Genomic DNA, 3,872 nt, shown 5'->3' on the forward strand with positions numbered 1-3,872 from the left:
GTACCAGGACAAGGTAGCCAAAGAGGAAGAAGAGAGACAAATACAGCCCGGACTGGAAGGGGAGTGTTTAAGCCCCCTTTTAGGGGGGCTGTGTCAAAGCCACCTGCTACGCAGGTGGATTATTTACTGCCGAATCAAGACCGCACACTGCGGCGGGCTATCGCTGAAAGCGTGCCAGCGAGAAGGGGGTCAGGTTGAAGGCTGGTGTCTCCCCCAGGGCAAACTGCGCGGCAATTTCCCCCAGCACCGGGGCGAATTTGAAACCATGGCCGCTCAATCCGCTAATCAGCAACGTCTCAGAGTGGTCGGGAAGGGTGTCGATAATAAAGTTTTCATCCGCCGTATTATCGTAGGTACAGGAGGCGCCATGCAGACAACCGCCGATACCGGGCAGAACGTTACGCAGGAAACTGAACGACTCAGAGCCATCGGTGGCCAGCGCGCCAAATGGCCTACGTTCTTCCGGCGTGGAGATAAGCTGCCCGCCGTTGTGCTTGCCGATCTTCAACTCATTGTCTTCCGCCGGAAAACCATAGAACTGATCGCCGTTCGGTAACTCACCGGTAAATGCCGGGAAGTTGTTTTTGCTACTGTAGCGACCATCAGCCTGGAACCAGGCAAAGACTTTTCGCATGGGCTGGACGGGCAGGCCGGGCAGGAGACGCGTGACCCACGTACCGGCGCTGACCAGCAGTTTCTTGCCGCTGTAGCTGCCATCGGCGGTATCAATTGTCACACCATCCGGATGATGGTGTATGGCAGTAACCGGACAATTAAACAGCTGAGCGCAGCCTGCCTCACGCGCCAGACGTATCCAGGTTTCGATGGCCAGCTCGCTGCGTAACACCCCCGATGCCGGTTCGAATATTCCCCGGTAATCTTCCGGTACGCGAATCTCAGGCCAGCGGGCCATGATAGCAGGGGCATCCATCTCTTCGACGTTTAGTTGAAACGCCCGGGCGCTGCTTGCAACGTTGCTGAGAAACGCCGAGTTTGCCGGGCCAAGGTTAATCACCCCAGTGCGTTCAAAGACGGCCTCGCCGCTGAGGGTCGCAAGCTCATCCCACAGCGCCTGCGCTCGCAGCACCAGTGGGACATATTTCTCTCCTTCACCATAGGCGTGGCGGATAAGACGCGTATTACCGTGATGACTACCTTCCTGATGCGGGGGCGTGTGCGCGTCGGTCATCAACACGTTAAGTCCAGCCCGGCGGGCGTAATAGCCAGCAGCGGCGCCAGTGGAGCCGCTGCCGATAATGATGAGGTCGTAGTGCATGGTCTGTTCCGGTTTTTTTGCTTTATTATCAGGGTAATTAACAACCTGCACATATACAAGCCCGAAAATAAATCAGGCACCCGCAGGTGCCTGTTTAGTTAGCATATATCGAACGCGGCATCATGATATGATTAATGCCTGCGGTACTCGTTTGCCTGGTATTCACCTGATTCTATCTTCGCAATACCTGCTTCCAGGATAGAAATAAATTGACGTGCGACTTCCGTCGTTAGCCAGAGCGTCTGGCCAATTTCAGCTTGGTTACTGCTTTCTTGAGTGGGGTTTTGGTAGTGCAGGCGCAACATCATGGCATCGTAGCTATCAACGGTGCTGATGTCCCATCCGACGAGGGGATGGGTCTGGATGACTTCATTATTCTTTTCCATCATAACCCCTTATTCATATGTTAAAAGACAACAATTCTCGAGGTTTAATGCATGTTTTTTTGAAGCAAGTTAATTATATCAGGTGTTAAGAATAAACTCGAGAAATTAAATTAAGCAGGGCGAGCTTTCCTCTGTCTGGTGCTTTTTTGCACAAATTTAGTGCCGCGCATCGTTATTTTTTAAGGAAATAATCAGGAGGAAAAAGAAAAGTCTGAGACTGGAACGAGGATAAAAAAGCCGGGGCGACCCGGCAAAAAAAGCACAATGAGGGAGCAAATTAAATTTGCTGTACCTGATGCGATGTTCCGGCGGCCTCTGCTTCAGACAGACCTGCGCTGTTTGTTCAGAGGCAGTGCCATTCTGCTGCGGCATGCCGCCAGAGAGGCGTCAGGATACGTCATGGACAAACCAGTCATCAGCGCTTTCCCAGGTTTCTTGCAGGATTTCGCTTATCCGGTCTTTATCTTCTTTCAGGCCGCCAATGACGGACAAATTGTTACTGGCGGCAAAGCGGACGGTTACCTGACTTGGATGAGCCGGAAACTGCTGTTCAATGCGTCGGGAGAGTTCATTATTTAGCGCTTCTAAGGCGCCGTTGGGTAAGGCTGTGGATTTGGCGATAGACACTTCGATGCGCATGATTGCCCCCTGTGTAATTTACTGTTTATTTATACAGTATCCGGTTTGCATTTACAACAAGGGGCATCGCTTTTATTTTTTCATCGTCCAGCGCAGGGTTTCACCGGCAAGGAAAGGCACCAGGGTATCGTCCGGCAGGGCGATGCTTTCAACGACGGTGCTCTCTTCACGCACCAGCTCAACAAAGGTTTCATTCACTGGCAAGCCGTAGAAGCGCGGGCCGTTCAGTGAACAAAACGCTTCGAAGTGCTGCAGGGCATTCATCTCTTCAAACACTGTTGCATAGCTGCCTAGTGCGGTCGGCGCGTTAAAGCAGCCGGCGCAGCCACAGCTGGCTTCTTTACGATGGCGGGCGTGCGGGGCGGAGTCGGTTCCCAGAAACGCGCGGCTAAAACCGCTGGCAACCAGTTCACGCAGTGCCTGCTGGTGGGTATTGCGTTTCAGAATTGGCAAACAGTAAAGATGGGGACGTACGCCGCCAACCAGCATGTGATTACGGTTAAACATCAGGTGCTGAGGAGTAATGGTTGCGGCCAGCAGTTCGTTACCGTCGCGGACGTATTCGGCGGCATCTTTCGTGGTGATATGCTCAAACACCACCTTCAGGCCCGGCAAACGCTGACGCAGCGGTTCCATTACCGTTTCGATAAAGCGTGCCTCGCGATCGAAGATATCGATCTCGGCGTGGGTGACTTCACCGTGAACCAGCAGCGGCATACCCAGTTTTTCCATGCGCTCCAGCACCGGCATGATGGCATCGATGCTGGTGACGCCGTGGCTGGAGTTGGTGGTGGCATTGGCCGGGTAGAGTTTGGCCGCCGTGAAGACGCCTGCGTGGAATCCACGCTCCAACTCTGCCGGGTCGAGTGTGTCGGTCAGGTAGCAGGTCATCAACGGCGTAAAGTCGTGCCCGGCGGGAACGGCGTCGAGGATACGCTGGCGATAAGCTATCGCCGCGTCAACGGTGGTGACAGGTGGCACCAGATTCGGCATCACGATCGCCCGGCCATAAAACTCACTGGTGTAAGGCACGACGGTCTTCAGCATATCGTCATCGCGCAGATGAATATGCCAGTCGTCAGGGCGGCGGATTTTCAATACCTGGGATTGTGCTGTCATGGAAAGCTCCGGCTAATAGGGTCAGTCATCAGGGCTGTTTTTGCCGGGCACTAAGGATAAGCGTAAACGTTTTCCTTTGCATCAATTTCCGTGTAAATAATCCACCTGCGTAGCAGGTGGCTTTGACACAGCCCCCCTAAAAGGGGGCTTAAACACTATCCTTCCAGTCCGGGCTGTATTTGTCTCTCTTCTTCCTCTTTGGCTACCTTGTCCTGATACCGGACATATCGTCGCATTATTTCTTCGTTTGCCCCTACCGGGTCCACAAAATACCCTCTTTGCCAGAAGTGATTTCCCCAAAGCTTGTGCTTCCTGAGATAAGGAAACTTCGCGAACAGCCTGATGGCCGTCCGTCCTTTCACAAATCCCATTTATTCTGAAACACTCAAACTGGGTGGCGTCCTCACAACCAGATGTATATGGTCTATCTGCACATTGCGTTCCACTACTGT

Annotated in this window: 4 protein-coding genes and 1 pseudogene; all 5 read right to left on the reverse strand. The window is 53.2% G+C overall.

From position 1 onward, the window contains the following. Positions 1-157 precede the first annotated feature (157 nt). A complete protein-coding gene (gene solA / locus ACZAHD_RS22275; RefSeq protein ID WP_462458671.1) occupies positions 158-1,276 on the reverse strand; it encodes an N-methyl-L-tryptophan oxidase in 1,119 nt (372 codons plus the stop codon). A gap of 131 nt (positions 1,277-1,407) precedes the next feature. Next, positions 1,408-1,662, reverse strand: coding sequence for a biofilm formation regulator BssS (gene bssS / locus ACZAHD_RS22280; protein WP_462458674.1), 255 nt, complete (start codon positions 1,660-1,662; stop codon positions 1,408-1,410). Positions 1,663-2,049: 387 nt separating this feature from the next. After that, on the reverse strand, positions 2,050-2,301 hold the full coding sequence (dinI, locus tag ACZAHD_RS22285) for a DNA damage-inducible protein I (RefSeq protein ID WP_462458672.1): 252 nt from the start codon (positions 2,299-2,301) through the stop codon (positions 2,050-2,052). A 72-nt stretch (positions 2,302-2,373) separates the two neighbouring features. Continuing rightward, a complete protein-coding gene (pyrC, locus tag ACZAHD_RS22290) occupies positions 2,374-3,420 on the reverse strand; it encodes a dihydroorotase (protein ID WP_462458673.1) in 1,047 nt (348 codons plus the stop codon). Between the two features lie 155 nt (positions 3,421-3,575). Next, a pseudogene (gene tnpA, locus ACZAHD_RS22295) lies at positions 3,576-3,872 on the reverse strand (IS200/IS605 family transposase); the annotation flags it as partial.

It is taken from the genome of Raoultella sp., from assembly GCF_039594335.1.
In the GTDB taxonomy this organism is placed as follows: domain Bacteria; phylum Pseudomonadota; class Gammaproteobacteria; order Enterobacterales; family Enterobacteriaceae; genus Klebsiella.

Excerpts from the sequence above, each read along its gene's own strand:
- solA (WP_462458671.1), bottom strand. The coding sequence starts at position 1,276 with ATGCACTACGACCTCATCATTATCGGCAGCGGCTCCACTGGCGCCGCT.
- pyrC (WP_462458673.1), bottom strand. The coding sequence starts at position 3,420 with ATGACAGCACAATCCCAGGTATTGAAAATCCGCCGCCCTGACGACTGG.
- bssS (WP_462458674.1), bottom strand. The coding sequence starts at position 1,662 with ATGGAAAAGAATAATGAAGTCATCCAGACCCATCCCCTCGTCGGATGG.
- dinI (WP_462458672.1), bottom strand. The coding sequence starts at position 2,301 with ATGCGCATCGAAGTGTCTATCGCCAAATCCACAGCCTTACCCAACGGC.